This is a genomic window from Sphingobacterium sp. B29 (genome assembly GCF_001952815.1).
Taxonomy (GTDB): domain Bacteria; phylum Bacteroidota; class Bacteroidia; order Sphingobacteriales; family Sphingobacteriaceae; genus Sphingobacterium; species Sphingobacterium siyangense.
In genome coordinates, this window is record NZ_CP019158.1 from 3,202,647 (window position 1) to 3,227,898 (window position 25,252).

A 25,252-nucleotide genomic window follows, 5' to 3' on the forward strand; every position below is an offset into this window, starting at 1 on the left:
CTTAAGCAAATGAGCGATACAGCGTGGTTTTAAAGGAGGTGTGCAATTTCAACAAGGGGTTCTTTTGCCCCTAGGCGAATAAATTTAATAAAAAAATCGAAGTTTGAAAAGTATTGTCTTGGTAGTCACTTTGTTAATTTAGCTTAATTTTTGTTAAATCGAATCTTCCTGTAAGCTAACATAGTTAAATAATTCGTTATTTAGGTATAAAAGGAAACAGGATGATGTCCGATTTTAAAAAAAATATACACCTGGCAAATCGCGCCGGATTTGGGATGAGCCTAAAGCAGATTACCGTTTTTGAACAGCATTCTACCGCAGTCCTCTGGAAGCAATATGCCCAGGAACATGAATTTCATCCCATCAGTTTCAATACGGAGCAGACCAACGTCAACTACACGGCGCTTTCCAAGTTGAATGCCGCAGACAAAAAGCAGGTACAACAGCTCAATCGAAAGCGTAATATTGAGATCAACCTTAATTTCCTGAATGAAATGGTGCATAGCGAAGATCAGCTCAGGGAGAAGATGGCCTTTTTTTGGCACGGACATTTTGCTAGCCGGGTTATCAACTCCAATTTTAGCGCCCATATCCTCAACGAAATCAGAAAAAATGCGCTTGGAAGTTTCCGGGATCTGCTGTTCGCCGTTTCTAAAACTCCGGCTATGCTCAATTTCCTCAACAACCAGCAGAATAAAAAAGACCATCCCAATGAAAACTTTGCCCGGGAAGTGATGGAGCTCTTTACGATGGGGCGTGGCAACTATACGGAATCGGATGTGAAGGAAGCTGCGCGTGCATTTACGGGCTGGTCATACGATAAGGATGGCCAGTTCTTGGTGCGTAAAAAGTATCATGATTCGGGAAGCAAAACATTTTTGGGGAAAACCGGAAGTTTCGACGGCAATGCTATCCTGGATATTATCTTGGAGCGGCCCGCTACGGCCCGTTTTATCACCGAAAAGCTCTACCGTTTTCTGGTCAACGAACAAGTGGATCAGGATATCGTCGACACGCTGAGTAAAGATTTCTTCGATTCAGGATATGATATCAGTCGGTTGCTAGACCGAGTATTTACTTCAGCCTGGTTTTACGACTCCAAAAATGTAGGCAACAAAATAAAGTCACCGGTGGAACTCATGGCCGGTATTATGCGCATGCTGCCCATGGAGATCGCGAACCCTGAAAACCTGATTGTTTATCAAAAATTACTGGGGCAGGTGCTTTTGTATCCGCCGAATGTGGCGGGATGGCCATCGGGAAAAGCCTGGATTGACAGCTCTACCTTGTTGCTCCGGATGCAGATACCGCAGATATGGACCGGCCTGCGGCCGCTGGACCTTGATGCGCAGAATGACGACGACCTTGATATGGGGATGAAGCAGTCGCGGGCCATGGCTAAAGCCTATAAAAACCCCAAAATTTCCATTGACTGGGCTGGTGTCGAGGCTGTATTTGCCGACCGGGATCCCTTTGAGCTCCTGCTGCTGCAGCAACCTTCCTTTGGTAAGGCACTGCGCGATAGCTACGCTGGCGGAAGCCGCCGTAGGACTATTATTGAAGTAATGAGTATCCCCGAATATCAACTCTGTTAATCGTAATAAGAAAGCCATGATCATCAAAAGACGCCAATTTCTCAAAGCAGGTTCACTTGCAACAGCATCGCTGCTGCTGCCCAATTTCTTAAAAGCCATGTCCTTGCCCGAAGCACTGGAAAGGGGACATAAGGTGTTGGTCATCTTGCAGCTCAGTGGTGGCAATGATGGGCTAAATACCATTGTTCCGATGCGCAATGATATCTATTTTCGGGAACGGCAGACGATTGCGGTCGATAATGCACTAACGCTCACAGATGAAGCGGGCATTCATCCGGCTTTACCTTTTTTTAAGACACTTTATGATCGTGGCGAACTGGCTGTACTCAACAATGTCGGCTATCCCGATCCCAATAAATCGCATTTCCGCAGCATGGATATATGGCATAGTGCGAGCCGAAGCGACGAGTACCTGGAGAGCGGCTGGATAGGCCGCTATCTCGACCAGGCCTGTTACGACTGCGGTCATCCGACGCAAGCGCTCGAAGTGAATGATATGCTGAGCCTTGCCCTCAAAGGAAAACAGAAAAAAGCGTTCGCGTTTAAAGACCCCAAGAAGCTTTATCAGACCAGCCGTGAAGAATACTTTAATACACTCTATCAGGAACATAAGCATCAGCATGAAGAAGAAACAGTAGCCTATCTGTATCAGACCCTGGGTGATACGATCAACAATGCCGACTATATTGTTGAACAGAGTAAAGCCAGGAAGACCGCAGCAGCGTACCCCGATTCGGTGCTTGGAAAGGATCTGAAGACGGTATCCTCGTTGATTAAATCAGATATCAATACAAAGGTATATTATCTGCAGATCGGTAGTTTTGATACGCATATCAATCAGCAGCAGCGGCAGGAGAGCCTATTCCACACCATCAACGATGCCGTGGAGGCTTTTGTGGACGACCTCAAGAAAAATGGCCTTTTTCAGCATGTCATGCTGATGACCTTTTCGGAGTTTGGTCGCAGGGTGGCCCAGAATGCCAGCAATGGTACTGACCATGGTACAGCCAACCAACTTTTCTTTCTATCCGGAGGCTTGAAAAAACAGGGCCTGCTCAACGCGCTGCCCGACCTGACCCAACTCAATGAGGGAGACCTCCAGTATACGGAAGATTTTCGAAAAGTATATGCTACATTATTGAAAAAATGGCTCGATGCAGATTCAGCCAAAATATTGGGTTGGAAAAATGGGATTTATGATTTTATTTAAAAAGCGCAGACTTATGGATAGGTATTTTATACGCTTTTTTTTCTGATAAGCAGTTTTTTACCTGAATTGTGTGATGGGCTTTGATTTTCAGGATTTATTAGAGATATTAGTTCTATAAACTTAAAATTTGAGTCCATTACACAACCTTTCGGAAGAAACATTGATTCTTTTGCTTAAGAAAAAGAACCAGCAGGCCTTTAGCTATCTCTACGATAACTATGCGGACGCCTTGTATGGCGTAGTTTGCCGGATTGTAACTTCTGTTGAGCACGCAGAGGAAGTTATTCAGGATGTTTTTGTTAAGATCTGGAAACATGTTGATCATTTCGATGCAGAAAAAGGAAGGTTATATACATGGATGATCAATATTGCGCGTAACGCCGCACTGGATTACCGTAAATCAAAGGGTGCAAAGAATGAATTGAAAAACCAACCGCTCTCCAATATCGTAAATAGAGAAGAGGAGCTAGATGGAAGTCAGAATGAACAGAATGCACGGGTAGATTTTATTGGATTTAAGAATGTTTTAGATAACTTAAAGCCCGAATGCCGCATTTTGATTGAAATGGCCTACTATGAAGGATACACCCAACAGGAAATCGCGCAACAGCTCGATATTCCTTTGGGGACCATAAAAACACGGACTAAAGCTGCGTTTTTACTGTTAAAAAAAATATTAAAGGAATATCGTTAATTTTGGATATCGAAGCTTACATATCATCTGGGATTATTGAATCGTATGTATTAGGACTCGCTTCCGAAGAGGAAGTCAGTATCCTGAACTGTATTCGTAAAAATAATTCCGCAGTGGATGAAGCAGTAATCGAAGCTGAAAAAATGCTCGAGAACTTGGCTGAGATCCAGGCGGTGGCAATGCCTATTTCCCTGAAGGAAAAGATCTGGGCTAGGCTTGAAGATGAAAACCTCGTTGGGAAGAATGATGCAGCAGATCTTCCTCCCACGGTGATTATTTCATCGGATGAATATGATACGTCACTACCAAATTCCAGCACTGAAGAGCAGACGGCTCAGATGGCATCGCTAAGATCTTATGGGTGGGCAATCGCAGCAAGTGTTTTGCTTGCGCTTAGTGCTGGCGCAAATCTATTCTTTTATCAGCAGCAACAACAGGATAGACAGATGCTTGCTCAAACTAATACACAACTAAATTCGGAGCAAACTGCGTTAGCTGTATTGCAGGACAAATGGGCACTCATTCAGAATCCGGCCATTAAAACGATTTCTTTAAAAGGGGTTGAGACCAAACCAGATTTGCACGCACTAGTTTACTGGGACCAGCAATCTAAAGCAGTATACTTGAGTCTTGAACATATGCCCGTTCCTCCCAAGGGTAAACAGTATCAGCTGTGGGCCATGGTAGACGGACAGCCGGTCAGTGCTGGTGTATTTCCGGTGGCTGCCAGCAATCAGATGGCCAGTAAAATGCTTGATGTTGCCAAAGCGCAGGCCTTCGCCATTACGTTGGAGGATGAAGGTGGGAAACCTAGCCCTACGCTAACTGAGCTCTGCGTGATGGGAAATATTTAGCACCTTATTCTCTTAAATTTTTTACTGTCGGTCATGTTTTAATAGCACGAAAAAGCCCCAATTTGTAAACCAAATCGGGGCCGTTTTCACAGGTAGATTAAGACTTTTGTTAAGCTTTGATAAATAAACCTGCAATATTAAGTACAGCTTCTGCGGTTAATGGCTCATCAAAAGATTGTGTTGCTGCACTAGTTGAGATTTTGCCCATGGAGCCAGACAGCGAAGTTATGTCAACGCCTGCTTGCTTTACATTATCTTCACCTGCATAAATAGGATCTACGACGGCACCGATACCCGTATCGTTGGACCCCGTAATCCAAGGCTTTTGATTTGCAGCACCACCGCCGCGTGCGCGGCGCATTTGTCGGATATGGGAGGCATGCCTCGCTTCGACAGAGTGGATCTGTAATGCTGCAGTAAGAACAACGCGGTTGCCAAGCAAGATGCCTGCCTGTCCCTTATATGCTCTCACTCCGGTATCTTCAAATGCCTGAGCAACCGCTAAAAATGTATCATAATCGCTGAAGACATTTCCAAATGTGCCGCCAGCGGTGAAATCAAATGTCGGCTTTGAAACAGCCTTACTACCCAATACCTGCTTTAGAAAGTTCACGTGAGCTACCTCATGATCCCGTATGGTCGTAATGGCTCCAAGCGGTTTGCCCGAGGGGATGAGTCCAGCTTTGGCAACTCCTATAGAATAATATTCTGCTTCTAAATATTCGAGAGTCAATGCATAATTTAGGACACCATTTACATCCGTTGGAGCTGTGGCACCATAAGCTTTTTTGAAAAGTTCACTAACGAAAAAGGGTAGTGCTGCCAGCGTTACTTTTTTACTCATGGAAGCTAGATTTTTAATTGCTTCGCGACGTGGGCTGATGCGATCGCTGAACTCAGGATCTACAGCATTTATTTGTTCAAAAACGTTTAAAAGATTCATGATAATTGAGTTTTGGGTGATTAATAAGTGGGTAGATCCGATACATCGATTTTCGATTTGATAAACGGTGCCGCAGCGCTCAGTACAACACTGGGGCTTTTGGCAACATCGAGACCATTGGAATCGACAACTTCCATATTGGCAAAACTGCCATTGTCTATCATGTCACGTACCCAAGCAGCATGCCGCGCTTCGACCGAAACGATCTTGCCTGCCAATAATAGGTAATTAGGATCTTTAATAAGCCATCCTGCACCGTTATACGCCGAAACGCCCAGGTCTTCAAATGTTTTGGCCGTTGCCAGAACATTTTCCCGGCTATTGAAATTAATACCCGAAAGATTTAAATCAAGGCTGGAGATTGCTTTGGCACCCAGTGCAACTTTAAAAAATTCGCGATGGGCAATCTCATGATCACGGATATCGGTAAAGAATGCCTTTTCCATATCTGTCATGCCAGCGTAGGGGTTATTGACCAATTGAATATAAAAGGCGGCTTCAAGCTGTTCGAGTGCGTATGCGTAGTTGAGAATAGCAATATCGCCACTTCCAAAATATAGACCCTTACCACCATTATCCATATCGTCATCATGATCTTTTTTACAACTGGACATACCAAGGATGGCTAATGATGCAGCGCTAGCGCCTGCAAATTTTAGGAAATCCCTTCTGCGAAGATCCCTTTTTTCAATTTCGCTATTGGAATGCAATAGTGAATCATTGTGGGGCTTTGTTGTCTTTTCCATAACAAAAGTCTTTAAGTCTTATAATTTTCTGTACTTATAACCATTTACGACTTTTTGGATAGCTTGGATTTCATCATTCTATTTTTTTTTAATTTTTTTTTTTATGGAGGTTTTAGCTGTTGTAAATAACGATCGTTTCACATGTAAGCCGATCGCTTATTACGGTACTGCTCGGGATAGCAGCGCACAAAAAAACTGATGCAGACTTGCATCAGTTTTTGCTAAGAGCCATTTATGCCATACCATTTACTTCTTGGCTAGCAAGGGCAAATATTTTCCATAACCCTTGGCTTTCATTTCTTCTTTAGGCACAAATTGGAGAGAGGCACTATTGATGCAATAGCGCAGCCCCCCTTTGTCAGCAGGGCCGTCATCAAAGACATGTCCTAAGTGAGCGTCGCCAGTTTTACTACGTACTTCCGTGCGGCGCATGCCGTGAGAATTATCCGCTAATTCTTCGACTAAATCTGGATTGATCGGTTTGGAAAAGCTGGGCCATCCACAACCTGATTCAAACTTGTCGGTCGAGACAAATAGTGGTTCACCGGTAGTAATGTCTACATAAATGCCATCTCTGAACTCATCATTGTATGCATTATCAAAGGCACGCTCGGTTGCCTGATTTTGGGTTACATCATATTGTAGTGGTGTAAGTTCTTTTTTTAATGTGCTTTGGTCTTTCCTTTTATAAGTTTGCTGCGAGGCTGAATCTTTGGCGGGAGAAGGATTGGCTTTTCGTGCCAACTCGAATAATTCCGGATCAATATGGCAGTAGCCGCCTGGATTTTTGTCGAGATATTTTTGATGGTATGTCTCAGCGTCGTAGTAATTTTGTAAGGGTTCCAGTTCAACAACTATTTTTGCCGGATATTTTTTGGCCAGTTCGGCAAGGCTTTCCTTGATAACCGGAATGGCTGAATCGCTTGTATAGTATATGCCGGTACGATATTGTGTTCCGATATCGTTTCCTTGCTTATTGAGCGAGGTCGGGTCAATAGTCTTTAGGAATAAATCTACGAGCAGCTTTAAGTCAACGACTTGTGGATCGTAAGTGACTTTGACAGTCTCCGCAAAGCCCGTTTTTCCTGTGGAAACCTGCTCATAGCTTGGGTTTTTTAGATTGCCATTGGCATAACCAACTTCGGTAGCGGTCACCCCACGGACCTGCTTAAGAAAATGCTCCGTACCCCAAAAACATCCCCCTGCAAAATAAATAACCTGATCTTTCTCGCCAGTAGGGTTCATAGCTTGTTTTTTAATTATTTTGGAATCATTAGTTTTCTGTGAAAAGCCAAATTTGCTGAGCATAAATAAGCCTAATCCTAGTAATAATAATAAAAATACCTGTTTCATAGCGTTTCTCCATTCTTGTTTTTTAATATACGATGTAAAGGTCCGAATTGGTTTTAATCAATTTAAAATTGAGGATATTTGCTTCGTTATTGGTAAGATATGTCTAGAGATGGAATTCCATAAACATCGATAGAGAATTTTTAGACAGAGGTACTTTTTTACCTGAAGCAGACAATACAATATAGTTACCGAAAGAAATCTATTGTTAAACTTAATTGGACGGTTATTGTTTCCTATTCGAGGTAATGCCCTTGGCGGATTAGCAGTGCCCGGTATTTATTTAATACACTAGATTTGGATACAAAGCCCAGATATTTTTGCTCAGGTCCAAGCACCGGAAGGATCCAGGTGTCTTTTTTGTTCATTTTTGACATCACAGATTCCATACTTTCATGAATAACAACGATATCATTGGGCTTTTGAGCCAATTTTTCAAATGCTGTATCCAGACCATCCAATTCACCAAGTAGAATCGAGAATAAATATTCGCTGTTGACTAGTCCGATGAATTTGCCATCATGGCTCACAATGGGAAATATATTTCTTTTGCTATGAATAATATCGTGCTGCCTAGATTTAGGGGTTTCATCGGGACGCAAAATCACAAAGTTCGTTTCCAAAACGTATTTGATGCGCATCATGCTTAATACGGAACGATCTTTATCTTCATAAGAGATCAAATCACCTGATTCTGCGAGCACCTTGGTATAGATCGAATGCTTGAGCATTGTTCTATTGATGAGGTAAGATATCGAACAGACAAGCATCAAAGTGACCATCAATGTGTAGCCACCGGTCACCTCTGCAATAAGGAACATACCGGTCAAAGGCGCATGCATAATGCCGCTCAGGGCGCCGGCCATACCAGCTACAACAAAATTAGGAACGTTCAGCTCTGCAAGCGTATCCAAAACGTTTGCAGCCCAGAACCAGCAGCAGTATTGGCGATGATCAATGATAAAATGACACAAATAAATATTAGAATGCCGCCAGCGATACTTGACTTGAAAAAATTTTTGAATACGGTAAGATTAATCAATTGGCTCATCGTGTTGCGTGTTCTTTTTGGACCATAGGTCCATGTTCGGAAATTGAAATTTGGAATTGTCGAATACAGGGTCTTTCTTGGACTTCTGCTGCTCCCGGTAATCTGCATAGATGGCGACAACTTTTTTGTGAAGCAGGAGTATTGCAATCAGGTTGAGCCAAGCCATGAGACCGACACCAATGTCGCCCAGGGTCCAGGCAGATTTGGCTGTACTGATACATCCGACATAGGTAGATCCTAATATGAGCAGTCGCAGAATCCAGATAAGTACGGTTTTATGTTGTTTTTTTCGGCTAACAAAGCTGATGTTGGTTTCGGCGATATAGTAATAAGCCATAATAGTCGTGAACGCAAAAAAGGCCAGTGCCAGCGCGACGAAAGCATTTCCAATGCTGGGGAAATGATGTGACACGGCCTGTTGGGTGAACGCTGGTCCCATTTCCGTAGCCGGAAGATGTTGAACGAGAAATCCTCCGGCTGGATTTTCAACATTGTACTGGCCGGTAAAGAGAATCATTAAAGCTGTAGCAGTACATACAAACATGGTATCCACATACACCGAAAATCCTTGGACCAGGCCTTGCTTGATCGGATGTGATACTTCTGCGGCTGCTGCCGCATGTGGAGCTGTGCCCTGACCGGCCTCGTTGCTATAAATACCGCGCTTGACACCCCACGAAATTGCCATGCCGGCGATAGCGCCGAAAGTAGCTTCCATGTTCAAAGCCGATTTTACAATCAGGGCGATAACGCCAGGAATCTCTGTGAAGTTGAGGGCAATAATAACTAGAGCCATAAGAATATAGGCGCCCGCCATAAACGGCACAACATATTCGGCAACGGTGCTGATCCGCTTTACTCCACCGATGATAATAATCGCTAATAGCCCGGCAATAGCCAATCCGGTGATACTCGGCGACACATGGAAAGCGGACTCGACCGCTGCGCTGATACTGTTGCTCTGCACACCTGGCAATAAAAATCCGGTACTGATGATCGTCACGATTGCAAAGGTCCAGGCAAAAGTCTTGGATCGTAATCCTTTCAGGATGTAGAATGCAGGTCCGCCCCGATATTCGCCATCGTTTACCTCCTTGTACATCTGACCAAGGGTAGCTTCGACAATGGCCGACGCACTGCCTAAAAACGCAATTACCCACATCCAAAAAATAGCGCCCGGCCCGCCCATAGCAATCGCTGTAGCGACGCCAGCGATATTGCCTGTGCCAACGCGCCCCGAAATAGCAAGCGAAAAGGCCTGAAACGAAGAGATGCCTTTGTCGGAACTATTTCCATTAAAAAGCAATCGCACCATTTCTCTTATCTGCATAAGCTGCGGGCAGCGAAATCGCACCGTAAAGTAGATGCCCGTCAGTAGACAGAGGTAGACAAGTGCATCACTCCAGATGATATCATAAATTTTATTGATTAATTCTTCCATATTGTTTAATTGCATTGGTAGGCTGTTTAAAAATAGGGAAATCCTGCTAAGGCTGCTCTAATAATTGAATAGATTTTGTTTATATATTTTGTATTTATTATAGACTTGTGACATATAGCCATTGAGACGCGAGTTTTCAATTCCATAGGTCCGCATTTTTTTCGAGAGATAAATATCCTTGTACTATCATCGATTTTATTTGCAGCTTTATTATCGTCCCATACTTTAATTGTATATCCCATGATCAGCACCTTGGGAGAGCAAAAAAATCTGCCGTCAATATTACAGTCGGAGGGACGATGATTACAGAGGTGCTTACACTTTTGGTATTGGCAATCATTGTGGGGCTATCTGAAGGAGATGTAGGCGTTGCTTTTTGGTTACGGTTGAGTATTGCGTAGATAGACAGTTCGTTTTTACTCAGGTTTTAAAGTGAATGGTGCAAGTTTCGATAGGTCAGATTAATTTTGTAAATTAGTAACCATATGATAGCATTGATGGAGGACAGGACTGTTGATTTTACCATATTTTTATTTAATATATCAGTAGCTTTATGCGTGAAATTAATTGTCATGAGGAAAAAATTCACCTGTGTGGAAATATACAGTCTTTTGGGTATCTGTTTATTTTTGAAGACGATAAGTGTATCGGAGTAAGCGAAAACTGTGCCGCTATTGCAGGTGAAGAATACTCCGCAATGCTGGGCATGACTGTAGATGATGTTCTTCATCGGATAGTTCCTTCATTTGAACTTCGAGGAGAGAACATTGAACAGGCAGTTTCCGACAGCATGTTTGCCAGGTATTCCGATCGGGTGACTATCCTTCAAAACGATTATTTTTTAAGTCTCTATAGATATGATGGCAAAATTTATCTTGAAATAGAGGCCTGCAATCCTCTCGCTGTCAAAACGACCAAATTATATTATTATGCAAAGCATTTAGATGACCGGAGTGGCGGAAACTCTTGCTGGCAGGCATTGACTGAATTGATTAAGGACATTATTCACTATGATCGGGTGATGGTGTATCGCTTTTTGGAAGATAATAGTGGACAGGTTATTGCAGAGAGCAAGACTGCTGAGCTGGAATCGTTGATGAATTATCGTTATCCGGAATTTGATATTCCCGCACAGGCGCGCGAGCTTTACCGTATTTTTCATGCCCGCCATACGGCGGATGTGAATGAGGAAGCGATTCCGCTGATGGGGCGGAGTACCGATGATCTCGATCTTACACGCTGCAGCCTTCGGGCGCTTTCACCCATGCATTTACAATACCTTAAAAATGCCGGCGTAAAGGCGAGTGCAAGCTTTAGCATTATCGTAGATGATGAGCTTTGGGGGCTTGTTGCCTGTCAGAATCGGGAGCCAATGCACGTCGATCTTTCACAACGCCATCTATGTACTTTTCTTACACAATACGCTGTAAACAATTATCTGGCAGATTTTCAGAAGAAACAGGTGAACGTTCAGAAAAATCTATCGCAGCTGAAGCATGATCTAAAAAGTGATTTGTTGGTCAAGCGCGACTTGTACGACGTGTTGGAAAAGTATGCCGTGCGTATTATGGAGGTAATGAATGGGCAGGGTCTAATCATTAAACGTGATCGCGCGATCATGATGGTGGGTGAGGTGCCTGATAAAAAAATGCTCCGAGAAATTGATGAAAAAATAGCCACTGCGGAGTTTTTTGTGACAGATAGATTTAAGTGCGATGGTCCTTCCGAAGATGTTGAAATGTATCCCGGTGTACTACGCATCAATATTCTGCCCGCAAATAACTGGTACGTATATGTTTTTAGGAAAGAACGTCTAATAGAAGAGACCTGGGCAGGGAAGCCGGAAAAAGTGATGCAGGTTGACGAAGATAGAAAGATTACCTTTCCCTCGCCACGATCTTCTTTCGAGGCATGGAAAAAAATTACAAAAGGAAAAGCCGAAAAATGGCAATCTTCTGAACTTACTTTTATTGAAAATATTACACAGATTATTCAGCAAGCGGTAGCACAGCGTGGGGGAGAGATTGATGAATTGAACAAGAAACTGGTGCGCTCTAATAACGCGCTTGATACGTTTGGCTATACGCTGACCCATGATCTTAAAAATCCGCTGACGACGATACAGCTCACTGCACAAATGTTGCTCCATAAAAAAGACATCTCTGAAGAACTGCTTGCAAAGTCAATGAAAAATATCTTGGAGGGGACGCAGCTGATGCGGGATATGATGGATAGAGTCTACCAAATGTCAAAGGTAAATCATGTAGACTTTGTGTTCGAACCAATTAATCCAGAGTCCAAGATTGTCAATATCGTTGAAAATTGCAAACAGCAATACCAGGTCCCTCATTTAGAATTTATAATGGGCGAAACACTGCCTGTATTGGGGGAGAGAACATTGATCTATCAATTATTTCTGAACCTTGTTGGCAATGCCATAAAATACAGCAGCAAGAGAAAAAACCCGCAGGTATCCATTGAGAGCATGCGGCAGGGAAATACGGTCCGGTATAATATCAAGGATAATGGAATAGGAATTGATTTGAAGGAGGGCGACAAAATTTTTGAAATCTTTGCCCGAATGGCTAATTCAGAAGGCTTTGAAGGTTCGGGAGTTGGCCTTTCCATTGTTAAACAAATTGCGAATAAGCTCAACGCAGCTATTCACGTGGAAAGCGAATTAGATGTCGGTACTACATTTTCAGTCGTCTTCAAAGATGTACCTGAAGCAGATCGTATGCATTTAGTATCTTAATAAAAGGAACGTAAACTTTTATCCAATAAATTGTCTATCTTGTAAAATCTCAAAGAAAGATTATATAAACGGTTTGGTAACCAACTATCTGCCCAGCTTAGGTCTATATTTTAAATCCCCCCACAAGACCATATTTTTCAATCATTGCGGTGTTTTTAAACAATCAAAAAATGAAAAAGAAAATTGTTGTTTGTGATGATGATGCCACCATCCTTCACGTTTTGGAGCTGGCTCTAAAGAATGAATTTAGAGAGGTTTATTTAGTGTCAAAAAGCATAGAACTTATTGCTTCTGTCGAAGAAATTGACCCTGATATTATACTATTGGATATTGAAATGCCATGGCTGTCAGGTGGCGATATCCTTCGTGAACTCCGAAGTTCGGAAAAACATCAAAATATTCCGGTGATCATGATGTCTGCGAGTTCGCGTGGGAAGCAGCTTGCTTCTGCGTGTGGAGCCGACGCTTTTTTGGCCAAACCATTTGAACTGGACGATCTATTACTTCTCGTGGACAAATTGGACCAAGCCTAGGCGATTGTTTTGAAATGATCACATCAGCTGCATAAAAGCACTTTCCATTAAAAAGTGCTTTTATGTGTGTCTAGTCAGCGTGTACTCGCAGACTTAGTTTTTTAGTATGCTATTAATTTTATCCGTGATATCGGTTAAATCAAAGGGTTTGGCGACAAAGCCATTTGCTCCTAGGTTCCCCGCGATTTCAGGTCCATCAACGCTTGCAGATAGCACAATGATCGGAGTTTCTTTGATTTCGGGTGTGCTGCGGATAATTTTAATCAGCTGGTCACCAGAAATTATGGGCATCCAGAGGTCTAGCAGCAAGAGGTCCGGCTTATGCGAAATTAATTGCTTTGTCAGGTGTGTGCTATTTATTTCACATATGACATTATATCCTTCTAGTTCTAAAAATAGCTCCAGCATCTCGAGTATTCCTCGGTCGTCATCACAGATCATTATCTTTTTAGACTGCATATTTTTTATTTGTTGATTACAATGGGTAATGTGAAATTAAATGTGGATCCTTCTCCTGGCTCGCTTTCGACCCACAGTGTTCCCTTGTGGTGTAAGATAATCTCATGCGAAACATAGAGCCCAATGCCTAAACCCGGAAACTTTTTCTGTATATGGCTGACGCGAAAAAATCGCTCGAAAATTTTGAGTCTATCCTGATAGCTTATGCCCATGCCATAATCACGTACGGAGATTTTAACAAAGTTGGCTACCTTGTGGATACTAACTTCAACTTTTTTCGACTCGGGTGAATATTTAATAGCATTGGATAGCAGATTGTTCAGGACTTGGATAATCTGTAGCTCGTCGCCCTCGACGATACTACCTGTATTTCCTGTAAGGTGGATGTCAGAATCAGGTGCCGCCAACCGCATGCTTTCAACGGCATCTTGGATGGTCTTATCGATCTCAAAAGGGTCCATGTGCAATTCAAGATTGCCAGATTGAATTTTAGACGTATCCAAGAGTTTTGAAATCAACAGGTTCAAGCGATCGATGTAAGCTGTGATTTTATCTAAAGTTGAGACATACTTCGGATCGGTGTTTTCGGCACTCAATCGCTGCAAGATCTGGAAGAGACCTTTGATTGTTGTGAGCGGTGTCTTAAGTTCGTGGCTCGCAATCGACAGGAAATCATCTTTACGCCGATCCTGCTCCTTCTTTTCTGTAATATCTTCGATGGCAATCAGGATTCGGTCTTTGTACTGGCCCTCGAATTCAATACGATAAGCATTTAGCAGCATGACTTTTCGACCAATATGAGGAAAGATATGGTCTACCTCATAATCGATAACCGGGTTATTGGTGGGCAGTATCCGAGTGAGCATCTCTTTTAAGGAAGAAATATCCCACTGCTGATTACCGAGGTCAAATAATAGTTTTCCTACTGTTTCCTCTGTGGTGACTTTAAACGAGTTTAAAAAATGCCTATTGGCGCTCAGGACGATATAATTGGCATCGAGAACCAAGAGACTTTCTCGTACGGTTTCAATAATACTGGACAGAAAGCTTTCTTTATCTTGCAGTTCTTTGGTTCTTTGCTGTATTTTGAGCTCCACATGTGACTTCTCTTCCCGAAGATCATGCTCCGCTTTTTTTCGATCACTGATGTCATTTTGAACACCAATAAAATGAGTTACCTGGCCTTCATCATTCTTCACTGGTGAAATAAAAAGTTCGTTCCAAAAAAGCGTTCCATCCTTACGATAATTTCGGATTTCAATCTTACATTCTTCGCCACGCTCAATAGCTTCTTTGATAATCTTACGTTCGGCTTGCGAACGGTCCTGAGCCTGTAAAAATCGGCAGTTGTGGCCAATAATTTCGTCGTGGGCATACCCACTGATGGTTTCGAAAGCTTTATTGCAATAAATGATGGGATTATCATACTGCAGATTGTCTGTAATTATAATACCCGAATAGGCAGAATTCAATGCTTTTAGATAAAGATCTAGATCATTGTTCTTGTTTTCAATACGTTGCTTTGAATTGTTTATGCCGGAAGCATTTTTTTTCATATATTTTAAACTCCCATATTAATTAAGGTGTCCCAATTTAGTCGATAATTTTGAAATTGAAGCGGATTTTGGCATGTCTAAATTCAAAACCCGTATAAATCCCTACCGAAAATATAAGAAAATATAATCAGTGCAAATGATATCAGGACACCTATTTTTGATCTGACTGAACCGATGTAACTGGAACGCGGAACTGCGGGCATTTATTGTCGCGGTTCAGCGCTGTATACTGACCTTGGGCACTTTTTCAGCTTTCGAAATCGCTTAAACTTCAAATATTTCCGTATCACTGCCTTATTGATGTCTATTGCCTTTATGGTAATACGCAATGTGTTTGTTGATCCCTTGCGCCGCATCATTTCTGTCGGGCGATACCATGACGGGGGCATATTGCAATGACACAATATCGATGCTGTCGATGTCGGGCATTTTAAGCGGGCGGTACCATGAAGGTGGGTTCGCTAAATTGCCCGTCTCTTTGTGATCTGTTTTTTCTGTTGATTCCTGGACAGAACGTTGTTTCCAGCGTCTGTATATGAGCAGTGCCGCTCCGGCAACTGCCGTGATAACGAGTCCGATTTGTGCTTTCATAGTTTTTTCTTTAAAAATTGAACCATATTCATTTTAAAATGAACAATACTCTTTTCAAATTGAACAATACTCAAATCAAAAAGTTCAATAAAAAACGAATCGACGACTTTTGGTCCCCTTTATTAGAACGAACACAATGATCGATAAAAAAATCTACTATTTTAGTATACATTATTTTATTTTAATGCTTACATTTGTTTTATCGTAGTTTCAATTGGCGTTGGCGACGATTTAATCACTATCTAAACAAAGTAAAAATGAAACAGCATTATCTAAACCACCTTTTCAAAGTAAGTAATCTATCTTTTCCAAAAGCTTATAGGGCGTTCTCTGCGCCTCGAATGTGTAGCTAGTAAAATTCTCCAACTCTTGATAATAAGGGCAATAATTCTAGTATTGCTCACTATCCTTTTGCTATAAACATGTTTATGGCCAGGACATCTATTTTTTAAACTAAACGATTCTACCTATGAATAAGAGAAGAATACTACACTATTCGGCGTACCTGTTATTGGCAGGCCTGGCAGAACAGCCATTGGTAACTTACGCACAGGAAACTCCAAAAACGATTATAAATGCATCCTTCCGGGGGCAGGTGATTGATGCCGAAAATGGCCAGCCTATTGAAGGTGCTACGGTCAAGCTTTATGGTGTTACGCATGCTGTGACCACAGACCGAAAGGGCAATTTTGCTTTTGTCACTGGACAAAAGCTACCTGCACGAGTCGTCGTCTCATCCGTCGGCTATAAAGAGCAAATCGCCCTTATTGAAGAGCCGGGGGATACTGTACGCTTGGTTCGCGAGGACCGTACGCTGGAAGAAGTCGTCGTCGTGGGCTATGGAACCCAAAAACGAAAAGACTTTACGGGTGCAGCATCAACGATCTCAGCAGAAGCAATCAAAGATATCCCCGTACAAAGTTTTGACCAGGCCCTGGCGGGTAAGGCCTCGGGCGTAAGTATATCTTTGCCGAATGGATTGCTCAATAATCCACCTGTTATACGGGTGCGGGGCCTGAATTCGATATCCCTCAGTTCGTATCCTTTGATCGTCATCGATGGTATTCCCGTCAATACGGGTAATATTGGCACATCTAATGTGGCCAATAATCCGCTCGCAGATATCAATCCCTCGGATATCGAATCGATAGATGTCTTGAAAGATGCGGCTTCTACTTCAATCTATGGTTCGAGGGCAGCAGGGGGTGTATTGATCGTAACAACCAAAAAAGGCAAACAAGGCCGCGCAAAAGTTACCTACGACGTCTGGGGTTCTGCCGTATCCGCGACACGTTTGCCTAAGCTGCTGAATGCCAGTCAGTATATCGATATCAAAAATGAAGCTGTATTGAACAACAAGATCTTGTCAGGAAACGCCAGTAACGATAAGGTGGTGAGTGCGCTTTTCTTCCCGCAGTATGATGCCAATGGTAAGCTGGTTGAAACGAATTGGTACGATCATGTCTATAACACCGGCTATAGCCACAACCATAGCCTCGCCGTAAGCGGAGCCAACGCAAATACACAGTATTATTTTTCGGGAAATTACTCGGACCAGGAAGGCTTTTTTGCAAAAAACAGCTTCGACCGCAAAGGCCTGCGGTTTAATATAGAGCATAAAGTTAACGATTGGTTTTCGCTTGGTAGCAACCTGACTTACAACAATACCTTCAACGACGCCAAAAATTCGGGCTCCTTGCCCAGCAGCCAGCTGCTGTTGATCGGTGGCGCTCGATTGGCGCTGGTATTGCCGCCAAATGTCTCTGCATATAAAGATGACGGCAGCTACAATTTAAGTAGCACGGGTTTATTAGGTCCCGGAGCCAACTTGTTTACGAACACACTTTACAATCCTGAAGCATTATTTGCCAACAGCAAATACACGACTGGCAACGATCATATCTTGGGAAATCTACATGCCTCACTCCATTTGTTGAAAAACTTAAAATTCACCACAACCTATGCGGTAGACCGTAACCTATCGACTACCAAAACGTATTTGAGTCCCAATCTGGGCTCATCGGGCTATACCAATGGTGGATCGGTCACCAATGTGAGCAGCCTGCGCAACAACTGGAATTTTACCAACAGCCTAAGCTATGATCAGGTGTTTGCCGAAAAGCATGCCCTGACGCTGTTAGTGGGCTACGATATCCAGAAATATGACAACGATAGCTGGAATGCCTCGCAAAACAACGCCTCTGATCCGTTTTTTGAAAACTTTCAGGGCAATTGGACAACACTATCCGGGGCTGGCGGGAGCGTTACGGAGCGTTTCTATCGCTCCACCTTTGTCCGTGCTACCTACAACTACAATAAGCGTTATTTCCTGACGGCCAATTTTAGAAGGGATGGTAATTCGGCTTTGGGAGCAAACAGCAAGTATGGTGATTTTGGTGGCGTGTCGCTGGGCTGGTCTGTTTTTGAAGAAGATTTCTATAAGAATAGCAGCTTGGCAAACCTACTGGGCGACTTGCGTTTCCGGGGGAGCTGGGGTAAGGTCGGCAATGGAAATCTTTCGGCTTATGAATCACTCAATCTCTATAGCTCATCGCTCTATGGAACAGTGCCTACCTGGAGCATTTCGCAGGCGGGTGATCCGGATCTGGGCTGGGAGACTTCCGAACAGACTAATTTGGGGCTGAGCTTGGACTTAGCCCAAAAGCGCCTGCATGTGGATGTCGATTACTTTAGAAACAATGTGAATGGACTTATTCTGGATGTACCGCAGTCACCATCAAAAGGTATTCCAGGTAACAGTATTCTTAAAAATGTCGGCAGCATGTATAACCGCGGGATCGAATTTGCTATCAGTGGCGATATCGTCAAAAAAAGGGATTTTACCTGGAACTCATCGCTTAATTTTACGCATGTAAAGAATAAAGTCACATCGCTGTCTGCCGGCAATGCCGATATCATTGGCTATACGCACACCACCACTGAAGCCAACAACATTACACGTGTGGGGTACGCGGTGGGTAGCCTGTACGGTGCCGTCACCGATGGTGTAAATCCTGAAAATGGGCAGCGGATATTTATAAATAAAAATGGCGAGCGTGTGCAATATAGTGCTGCGGTAGCTTCAGGCCAGAGCAATTGGACCTATTTGGACGGCCGCGTTGCTAATCCGATCACGGTAGCCGACTATCAGGTCTTGGGGACGGCACTGCCAACTTATTACGGCGGCTTTAATAATTCATTCCGCTATAAAGCTTTTGATGCTGCGGTCAATTTCACCTTTGCAGGTGGTAATAAAGTCATGAACGGTACAAGAGGTACGCTATTGGATCAGCGTTTTTACAACAATTCGGTCGAAGTGCTCAATCGATGGACTACAGCAGGGCAGCAGACTGACATACCTCGACTGGTCTATAACGATGTGATTTCAAACGGTTCCGCTGGATTTTCCATCGATCAAAATGCCGAGAAAGCTGATTTCCTACGTTTGCAACAGTTAACGCTGGGCTATACATTCCGTGGTAATCTGTTTAATAAGATCGGTCTTTCCAGTATCCGGATCTATGGTCAGGCGTCGAATCTTTTCTTGATCACGGGGTATTCGGGTACAGATCCTGAGTCTTCTTCCAACGGAAATTCTAATACCTCCATCGGCGTGGAAAAGAACTCGATCGGACAGGGGCGTACCTGGACAGCTGGTTTAAATGTCTCATTCTAAAAATCTGAAAACATGAAAATTAACACAAAAAGAAATCTGTACTTAGTCAGCGCATTATTACTGGTATCTACCCTGAACTCCTGCAAAAGGGATGAGGGATTGTTTCCTGTGCCGACTACCTCTATATCGGATAAAAACGTCTTTGATACGCCTGCTCGGATCGAGGGGGTCGTCAATGGCATTTATAAAAGCTTAAAATCGGCCAGTTTGTATGGCGGACGTTATCTCCTTTACCAGGATGTCCGCGGCGAGGATTTTATCAATGTGACGGCCAATAGCTATACAGCCTATGAAAGCTGGAACAATTCCTACAGTTCGGGATCCAATGATATCAACAACCTCTGGTCTGCGGCCTATACTACGATTAACGGCGCGAATATCCTGATTGCTGCCCTCAGTCCCGGGACTGAAGTCATCGGCACTGAACTTTCCAAAGCTTATATTGCAGAAGCAAAGTTCCTGCGTGCAGTATCTTATTTTAGCTTGGTGACGGTATTTGCGCAACCCTACAACAAAGATCAGGGGGCCTCGCCGGGACTACCTTTACGCCTGCAGGCCGAGGTGGACGGAAACAACAATGATCTCGCCCGCAGTACGGTTGCACAGGTGTACAAACAGATCTTGAGCGATCTCGATGAGGCTGAAAAGGATTTGCCAGAAAACTATTCAACCGCGCTGCTCAATACGACGCGGGCGCATAAAAATACAGCCCGGGCATTCAAAACCAGGGTTTACCTGACGATCAATAATTATGCAAAGGTACTGGAGGAAGCAAAAAAGATCGTCCCGCAGCAAATTGCACCATTTAAGGCGCAGCAAGGCGTTGCGAATGAGTTACAGACAGATATTACGACGATTTTTGGGGGCAATTACACCACGCCGGAATCTATTTTAAGTATGCCGGCGAGCACAACGGATGCACTTTCGGGGCAGTCTGCGGTAGGATATATCTATCTTGTCAATAAAGAATATTATCTTAATCCAAATGGCATTTTAAACGACACGCAGTGGCGTCAGGCAGATAAACGACGTAACCTCCTTCAGGCCAATGGCGACAAACAATACCTGAAAAAATATGCAAAGGCTTCTCCTTACGTAGACTATATTCCGGTTATTCGCTATGCTGAGGTCTTGTTAAATTATGCAGAAGCTGCTGCGCAGGCCGAACAGCTAACGATTGCAGGCGCACTCTTAAAGGCTGTGCACCAACGGTCTGATGCGAGTTTTGAATTTCCTGTGGCCGCTCTGGCAAGCAAAACGGCCATCTTGGAAGCCATTGCCAAAGAACGACGAATAGAATTGCTAGGTGAGGGCTTGCGGGGGCACGATTTGCTCCGTCAATTGAAAGAGCTGCCCGCAAAAGGTGATGCGAATATACAGACACCTTCGGTACCTACAACAGCCCAGAACTATATTTTTCCAGCGCCTAACACCGAATTGGCGGCTAATAAACTTTTTAACTAAACTAGTCAAACATGAATAAGACAAGTAAATTCCTTATTCCTTTACTGCTGGTCAGTGCAGGATCCTTACACGCACAACAACAGACCCTGTCACTCAAAGGAACAGTCAAGAATAGCGATGCTACTGTGGTGTATCTGCAACGTTTTGAAAATAAAATATTTACAGTGATTGATTCTGCTCAGGTGAAAAAGGGCTCCTTTGTTTTCCGGAAGCAACTTCCGTTGCCTGACCTGTATGGCATTTCTACAGAGCGGGATGTGGTTCCGAGCTATGTTTTTCTGGATGTAGGGGATAATAAAGTGACGATCGATGCAAAAGATGACAACAGACAGTCGGTATCATTATCTGGGTCGAAAAGCCAGGAACTCTTTGAAGAATATCGGGCGCAGCGCAAACCCGATATACGATCCTTCATCCAAAAATATCCGGATAATATCGTTTCAAGCTACCTGCTTTATAGGGAATGGTCCTATCGATTGTCTCCGGAAGAACTGGAAGCGCATATCGCCCTGCTCTCCGGGCCTCAGCAGCAATCGCGTTATATACAGGATCTTCGCAAAATCATCGCCGTGACGCGGCAGGTAGCCGTAGGCAAGAAAGCGCCGGCCATTGTCGCCAATGACCCTGATGGCAACCCGCAGGCGCTCTACGATCATTTGGGGAAATATACATTGATTGATTTTTGGGCTTCATGGTGTCCTCCCTGCAGGAAGGAAAATCCCAATATTGTGGCCAATTATCAAAAATATAAATCCCAGGGCTTTGAAATTTATGCTATTTCACTGGACAAGAAGAAAGAAGCTTGGCTCAAAGGTATTGCCGACGATCACCTGACCTGGCAGCATGTCTCCGAATTAAAATACTGGAACAGCGAAATTGCCGCTACTTATGCTGTTCGGGCAATTCCCGCCAATTTTTTGGTGGATGATAAGGGGACAATCATTGCCAAGAATGTCCGTGGCGAAGAACTGGGAAAGGTTTTGGACAGTTTGTTTAATCAAGGGAAAACCGAGATTGGCGGACTGAAAAAAGATTTTAAAGGGCAGAATCCGATTAGCTATGAATCGACCAAATCCCAAGCTATCGTCAAACAGGAACGCGGCACTTTCACCGTGGATCAACGGGTCTTTTTTAGCAATGATTACGATGGTGCCCGACTGAATGGACTCACAAAATCCAGTGAAGGCGTATACCACCTGCAGGTCGCGCCGGAACGCACGCCGATCAATCCTAGTCCCTGGTATGGTTTTCAGGTCTGGTCCGCCCGCGATACGACGATAAAAATCCAGCTTGACTATCCTTCCGGCGTGCGTCATCGTTACGACCCGAAAGTGAGTATAGACGGAACGAACTGGAATAAGATCAACGGTGCTTCTTTTGACCTGCCGATCTCCAGTAAGAGAACATGGATCTCGGCACAAGCAAATATTCCGTCGAAAGCAGTATATAGCTGGATTGAACAGGTAAATCCTGCTGTTCAAATACAAAAACAGGAAGTGGGTAAAACGGCCCTTGGCAAACCAATTAATGTATATGTGGCGGGCAATCCGCAAAGTAAAAAGGCTATTGCGGTCCTCGGGAGACAGCATCCACCCGAAATTACAGGACATTATGCATATGCCAGCTTTGTCGAATACCTCTTGGGTAATAGCGACGATGCAAAGCGGTTTCGTGAGAAATATCGTATTTACCTGACCCCCATCGTTAATCCAGATGGAGTGGATCTAGGACATTGGCGTGCCAATGCCAATGGTGTTGACCTCAATCGTGACTGGGCCGAATTTAACCAGCCCGAAACTGTTGCGCTGCGCGATTATTTTAAACGAGAAATCGAGCAGCAGGGCCGCGAGCTTTATTTTGCCATCGATTTTCATTCTACGGGAAGCGATATTTACTACACGGTGGATCCTGCCTTGCCAAGTCGGTTTCCTGGCTTTATTCCCATCTGGATAGCCGCGGTCAAGGAAGCTATTCCAGGGTATGAACCACTGGTGAAGCCCCTGTATTTGGGTGGCTCGACCTTTACGGCTTATAGCTATTTGTATAAAACGTATAATACCGAAGCATTGGTCTATGAAATTGGCGACAATACCGACGCTGATTTTATACAGCGCAAAGCCCGTATTTCTGCACAAAAATTAATCGAAAAACTCAATGAAAGCTAGTGAATACAAAGGTTGGAAGTGCTACCTAATTTGTCTGCTGCTGGGGAGTGTTTCTCCAGCTTTTGCCGGGGCACCGGCGACGGATAGTTTGATCGTGGCGAGTGATCTGGTTCGAATAAAAAATATCGTTGACCTGCAGGTGAAACCGGACGGAAGTGAACTGGCTTATGCCGTGCGCGGCATAGTTGCAGATACGACCAAGCATGCCGGTTTTCGCTATGAAACGATCTGGTATGTAAACAGGACGGCATCGACAGCAAAGGTTGATACGCAGAAGGTTGATCCGCAGTTTACGCAAATCTTATACAGTCCGGATGGACGCAGATGGGCTGTTGGCAAGGGAAGCAACAAACGTTCGCAGCTTTTTTTATTTCCATCAGACGGTCAGCAACCTCAACAGCTAACCGAGCTCGAGCAGGGGCTGGGTACTGTACGATTCAGTCCAGATGGTTCAAAGGTACTTTTATCAAGTAGCTTTACGCTTGGCGAGCTGGTAAAAAGTAAAGATTTCAATCCTGCTGGCTATGTGCCACCATGGTCGACGGAAAAACCGGCGGATAGCCATAATGTATCCTTATTAGCTGAACCTGCGCAAGAAGATCGTGACGGCGGCCTAGCAGAAATAATTGCTTATCTCAAACATGATGAACAGCAGGGTATCGCCAAAGTGACCAACAAGCTGCAGTTTCAGACAGAAAATTCAACGACGGGCGAAATCCGCTTTACGCATTGGTACATATTGGATCTTGCAGCCCAAACACAGCCTGTTCCTTTAACCCAAGGCTTTCGAAGCTATACAGGAGCGGAATTTTTAGGGAACAACAAGGTACTTTTAAGCGTGGAGACCGAAAATGGCCTTCATCCGGACCGCGTAGCATCGACGGATCTGATCTTATTTGACCTGCCTAGTAAAAAAAGGCAGGTAATTTTGGGGGATAACATACATCGCTTTCAGGTGGCTGCGGTATCGGCATCAGGAAAATGGGTTGCCGTGAATCGAGGCCGGCAGAATTCATTGACAGTCGGTGAATTGTTTATCTATGATACCCAAAACTGGAAAGGTAATAGCCTGGCTGTAGACCGTAGCCTAAGTAATATACAGTTTTCAGCAGATGAAAAATCAGTCTACTTTATTGCGTCTGATAGAGGCGGACGTACCATAAATCGCGCGGATATAAAATCTGGCGATATACGCACCTTGAGTTCGGTGGAAGAGGGGATCGGTGACTATTGGGTAAATGGTCAGAAAGCTTTCTACACAAAAACTACTTTCGCAAATCCATCAGAGCTGTACCGTGCGGACGCCAATTTTAAAAATAGTGCTGTCATTAGTGAGATCAATTCAGGATGGCTATCGGGAAAAAATATTGGTATTGCACAAAAAAGCAGTTTTCGAAATGAAAAGGGACTGGAGGTCGACTATTGGCTCTTGAAGCCTGCAAATTACCAGACGGACAAACGTTATCCGCTTCTGGTAGAGATTCATGGCGGGCCAGCTTCGATGTTCGGTCCTGCGGATGCCAGTATGTGGCACGAGTACCAATACTTTCGCGCACGTGGTTATGCTGTGTTGTTTTCAAATCCACGCGGTTCGAGCGGCTATGGGGAGAGTTTTTTAAAAGCTAATTTTAAAGATTGGGGCCCTGGACCATCACGTGATGTCCTTAAGGCCGTAGATCTGTCGCTTGCAACCGGTATCGTCGATAGCACGCAGCTGTTTATAACTGGCGGATCTTATGGTGCGTATCTAACCACCTGGATATTGGCGCATGAGCGTAGGTTCCGCGCTGCATCCAGTCAGCGAGGGGTGTACGATCTCTATGTCTTTTTTGGTAGCGCCAATGTGTGGCCCATGTTGAAACGCTATTTTGACGGATTTCCATGGGAAAAGGGGATGCGGGATATTCTTTTGGCGCAATCGCCAACAACCTATGCCGAAAAGATAAAAACACCATTACTTATTTTTCATGGGGAGCAGGACAACCGTACAGGTCCTGTGCAGAGTGATTTTCTGTACAAGCAGCTCAAATATTTGGGACGTGATACAGAATATGTCAGACACCCGCACGCCGATCATGAGATCACACGCTCCGGAGATGTAGGCCAACGCCTCGATCAGCTGTTGCGCACTTATGAATTCTTTGAACGTTATCGGCACTGATTCTTATG

Annotated in this window: 18 protein-coding genes; 10 read left to right on the forward strand and 8 right to left on the reverse strand. The window is 43.9% G+C overall.

Translation table 11 applies throughout. The features are described 5' to 3' along the window. Positions 1-221 precede the first annotated feature (221 nt). The 4 genes from BV902_RS13380 (at position 222) to BV902_RS13395 (ending at position 4,353) form a co-directional block, all read left to right on the forward strand. A complete protein-coding gene (locus BV902_RS13380; protein WP_075992370.1) occupies positions 222-1,595 on the forward strand; it encodes a DUF1800 domain-containing protein in 1,374 nt (457 codons plus the stop codon). A 16-nt stretch (positions 1,596-1,611) separates the two neighbouring features. Then, the gene (locus BV902_RS13385) at positions 1,612-2,805 is read left to right on the forward strand and encodes a DUF1501 domain-containing protein (RefSeq protein ID WP_075992371.1); all 1,194 of its coding nucleotides are present in this window, start codon (positions 1,612-1,614) and stop codon (positions 2,803-2,805) included. Between the two features lie 127 nt (positions 2,806-2,932). Beyond that, positions 2,933-3,499 (forward strand): RNA polymerase sigma factor, encoded by a 567-nt coding sequence (locus BV902_RS13390; protein WP_075992372.1) that lies wholly within the window; start codon positions 2,933-2,935, stop codon positions 3,497-3,499. A gap of 143 nt (positions 3,500-3,642) precedes the next feature. Further along, entirely contained in the window at positions 3,643-4,353 is a 711-nt protein-coding gene (locus BV902_RS13395) for an anti-sigma factor (RefSeq protein ID WP_157626067.1), read from the forward strand. A 109-nt stretch (positions 4,354-4,462) separates the two neighbouring features. On the opposite strand, the gene BV902_RS13400 is transcribed toward BV902_RS13395, so the two are convergent. From BV902_RS13400 to BV902_RS13420, 5 genes are all read right to left on the reverse strand, one after another. Then, positions 4,463-5,296 (reverse strand): ferritin-like domain-containing protein, encoded by an 834-nt coding sequence (locus BV902_RS13400; protein ID WP_075992374.1) that lies wholly within the window; start codon positions 5,294-5,296, stop codon positions 4,463-4,465. 20 nt (positions 5,297-5,316) lie between these two features. Beyond that, positions 5,317-6,042: a ferritin-like domain-containing protein gene (locus tag BV902_RS13405; RefSeq protein WP_075992375.1), complete on the reverse strand. Its 726-nt coding sequence runs from the start codon at positions 6,040-6,042 to the stop codon at positions 5,317-5,319. Positions 6,043-6,288: 246 nt separating this feature from the next. Continuing rightward, a complete protein-coding gene (gene msrB / locus BV902_RS13410) occupies positions 6,289-7,287 on the reverse strand; it encodes a peptide-methionine (R)-S-oxide reductase MsrB (RefSeq protein ID WP_236582864.1) in 999 nt (332 codons plus the stop codon). 341 nt (positions 7,288-7,628) lie between these two features. Beyond that, positions 7,629-8,306 carry a CBS domain-containing protein gene (locus BV902_RS13415; protein ID WP_237241625.1) on the reverse strand — a complete coding sequence of 226 codons (678 nt, stop codon included), beginning with the start codon at positions 8,304-8,306 and terminating at the stop codon, positions 7,629-7,631. Positions 8,307-8,426: 120 nt separating this feature from the next. After that, complete coding sequence (locus tag BV902_RS13420; protein WP_236590306.1) at positions 8,427-9,899, reverse strand: alanine/glycine:cation symporter family protein; 1,473 nt, start codon at positions 9,897-9,899, stop codon at positions 8,427-8,429. Positions 9,900-10,437: 538 nt separating this feature from the next. On the opposite strand from BV902_RS13420, the gene BV902_RS13430 reads away from it, so the two are divergent. After that, positions 10,438-12,639, forward strand: coding sequence for an ATP-binding protein (locus tag BV902_RS13430; RefSeq protein WP_075992378.1), 2,202 nt, complete (start codon positions 10,438-10,440; stop codon positions 12,637-12,639). 170 nt (positions 12,640-12,809) lie between these two features. Next, positions 12,810-13,172, forward strand: a complete 363-nt coding sequence (locus BV902_RS13435) for a response regulator (protein ID WP_075992379.1) — start codon at positions 12,810-12,812, stop codon at positions 13,170-13,172. Between the two features lie 93 nt (positions 13,173-13,265). Here the strand turns inward: BV902_RS13435 and BV902_RS13440 are convergent, their stop codons facing one another. From BV902_RS13440 to BV902_RS13450, 3 genes are all read right to left on the reverse strand, one after another. Next, the gene (locus BV902_RS13440; protein ID WP_075992380.1) at positions 13,266-13,631 is read right to left on the reverse strand and encodes a response regulator; all 366 of its coding nucleotides are present in this window, start codon (positions 13,629-13,631) and stop codon (positions 13,266-13,268) included. A gap of 5 nt (positions 13,632-13,636) precedes the next feature. Then, positions 13,637-15,187, reverse strand: coding sequence for a PAS domain-containing sensor histidine kinase (locus BV902_RS13445; RefSeq protein WP_075992381.1), 1,551 nt, complete (start codon positions 15,185-15,187; stop codon positions 13,637-13,639). 294 nt (positions 15,188-15,481) lie between these two features. Next, the gene (locus tag BV902_RS13450) at positions 15,482-15,778 is read right to left on the reverse strand and encodes a hypothetical protein (protein WP_075992382.1); all 297 of its coding nucleotides are present in this window, start codon (positions 15,776-15,778) and stop codon (positions 15,482-15,484) included. 469 nt (positions 15,779-16,247) lie between these two features. On the opposite strand from BV902_RS13450, the gene BV902_RS13455 reads away from it, so the two are divergent. The 4 genes from BV902_RS13455 to BV902_RS13470 are packed head-to-tail and all read left to right on the forward strand — an operon-like array spanning position 16,248 to position 25,244. Beyond that, complete coding sequence (locus BV902_RS13455) at positions 16,248-19,454, forward strand: SusC/RagA family TonB-linked outer membrane protein (RefSeq protein ID WP_075992383.1); 3,207 nt, start codon at positions 16,248-16,250, stop codon at positions 19,452-19,454. A gap of 12 nt (positions 19,455-19,466) precedes the next feature. Beyond that, positions 19,467-20,918, forward strand: a complete 1,452-nt coding sequence (locus tag BV902_RS13460; RefSeq protein ID WP_075992384.1) for a RagB/SusD family nutrient uptake outer membrane protein — start codon at positions 19,467-19,469, stop codon at positions 20,916-20,918. Positions 20,919-20,929: 11 nt separating this feature from the next. Further along, on the forward strand, positions 20,930-23,083 hold the full coding sequence (locus BV902_RS27560) for a M14 family zinc carboxypeptidase (protein ID WP_075992385.1): 2,154 nt from the start codon (positions 20,930-20,932) through the stop codon (positions 23,081-23,083). Then, on the forward strand, positions 23,073-25,244 hold the full coding sequence (locus tag BV902_RS13470; protein WP_075992386.1) for a S9 family peptidase: 2,172 nt from the start codon (positions 23,073-23,075) through the stop codon (positions 25,242-25,244). Before BV902_RS27560 ends, BV902_RS13470 begins: the two co-directional genes overlap by 11 nt. The last annotated feature ends 8 nt before the right edge of the window (positions 25,245-25,252 follow it).

Excerpts from the sequence above, each read along its gene's own strand:
- BV902_RS13470 (WP_075992386.1), top strand. The coding sequence starts at position 23,073 with ATGAAAGCTAGTGAATACAAAGGTTGGAAGTGCTACCTAATTTGTCTG.
- BV902_RS13435 (WP_075992379.1), top strand. The coding sequence starts at position 12,810 with ATGAAAAAGAAAATTGTTGTTTGTGATGATGATGCCACCATCCTTCAC.
- BV902_RS13445 (WP_075992381.1), bottom strand. The coding sequence starts at position 15,187 with ATGAAAAAAAATGCTTCCGGCATAAACAATTCAAAGCAACGTATTGAA.
- BV902_RS13450 (WP_075992382.1), bottom strand. The coding sequence starts at position 15,778 with ATGAAAGCACAAATCGGACTCGTTATCACGGCAGTTGCCGGAGCGGCA.
- BV902_RS13380 (WP_075992370.1), top strand. The coding sequence starts at position 222 with ATGATGTCCGATTTTAAAAAAAATATACACCTGGCAAATCGCGCCGGA.
- BV902_RS13400 (WP_075992374.1), bottom strand. The coding sequence starts at position 5,296 with ATGAATCTTTTAAACGTTTTTGAACAAATAAATGCTGTAGATCCTGAG.
- BV902_RS13440 (WP_075992380.1), bottom strand. The coding sequence starts at position 13,631 with ATGCAGTCTAAAAAGATAATGATCTGTGATGACGACCGAGGAATACTC.
- msrB (WP_236582864.1), bottom strand. The coding sequence starts at position 7,287 with ATGAACCCTACTGGCGAGAAAGATCAGGTTATTTATTTTGCAGGGGGA.
- BV902_RS13455 (WP_075992383.1), top strand. The coding sequence starts at position 16,248 with ATGAATAAGAGAAGAATACTACACTATTCGGCGTACCTGTTATTGGCA.
- BV902_RS13395 (WP_157626067.1), top strand. The coding sequence starts at position 3,643 with ATGCTCGAGAACTTGGCTGAGATCCAGGCGGTGGCAATGCCTATTTCC.
- BV902_RS13460 (WP_075992384.1), top strand. The coding sequence starts at position 19,467 with ATGAAAATTAACACAAAAAGAAATCTGTACTTAGTCAGCGCATTATTA.
- BV902_RS13405 (WP_075992375.1), bottom strand. The coding sequence starts at position 6,042 with ATGGAAAAGACAACAAAGCCCCACAATGATTCACTATTGCATTCCAAT.
- BV902_RS27560 (WP_075992385.1), top strand. The coding sequence starts at position 20,930 with ATGAATAAGACAAGTAAATTCCTTATTCCTTTACTGCTGGTCAGTGCA.
- BV902_RS13420 (WP_236590306.1), bottom strand. The coding sequence starts at position 9,899 with ATGCAATTAAACAATATGGAAGAATTAATCAATAAAATTTATGATATC.
- BV902_RS13385 (WP_075992371.1), top strand. The coding sequence starts at position 1,612 with ATGATCATCAAAAGACGCCAATTTCTCAAAGCAGGTTCACTTGCAACA.
- BV902_RS13430 (WP_075992378.1), top strand. The coding sequence starts at position 10,438 with ATGCGTGAAATTAATTGTCATGAGGAAAAAATTCACCTGTGTGGAAAT.